The sequence below is a fragment of the Aminobacter sp. P4_D5 genome (assembly GCF_056401815.1).
In genome coordinates this window covers 1-682 of record NZ_JBFUIP010000779.1, presented here as the reverse complement: position 1 = coordinate 682, position 682 = coordinate 1, and the positions used below count along the sequence as shown (strand labels likewise).

Genomic DNA, 682 nt, shown 5'->3' with positions numbered 1-682 from the left:
CTGCTGGTCCGACGCGCGTGGCGGACGGCCCTTCATCGAGCACATCCTGCTCGGCGGCCCCGCGCGCGGCTGGATGGTGCAGAACAGCCTGCGCGTGATGGTCTACGCCGAGCGGGATCCCGCGCTGCGCGACCGCCTTTCGGACCATTGCCCCATCAGCATCCGCCTGCGGACGGGCTGAGATGCGCACCTTCTTCCGGATCACCTTCCCGCTCGCCTTGGTGAACTTCCTCAACCAGGCGAGCCGCGCCGTGATGGCGGTCATCGGACCGATGCTGGCGTTGGAATTCTCGCTCTCCGCCTCCGACCTCGGGCTGCTCGCGGCCGTGCTCTTCGCGGCCTACGGGCTGTCGCAGCTGCCGGTGGGCCTCGCGCTCGACATGTTCGGCGCACGCCGCGTGCAGACGGTGCTCTCGCTGACGGCCGGCCTCGGCTTCCTGATCTGCGCGCTGGCCGAGGACGTGGTCATCCTCGGCATCGGGCGCTTCGTCACCGGCGTGGGTATCTCGGCCGGGCTGATGGCGATGCTCAAGGCCAACACGCAATGGTTTCCGCGCGCGAAGGTCGCCGCCATGACGGGCAGCGGCGTCTTCGTCGGCGCGCTCGGCGGCATGGTTGCCACCCTGCCCATGCAGGCGCTCATCCCGCTGACCGGCTGGCGCGGCGGCTTCCTGATCTTCGC

Annotated in this window: 2 protein-coding genes; both read left to right on the top strand. The window is 69.9% G+C overall.

The window, feature by feature from the left end; genetic code table 11:
• The coding region (locus AC1DWF_RS34955; RefSeq protein ID WP_476843058.1) for a hypothetical protein at nucleotides 1–181 on the top strand (181 nt) is incomplete at its 5' end.
• A 1-nt stretch (nucleotide 182) separates the two neighbouring features.
• The coding region (locus AC1DWF_RS34950) for an MFS transporter (RefSeq protein ID WP_476843057.1) at nucleotides 183–682 on the top strand (500 nt) is incomplete at its 3' end.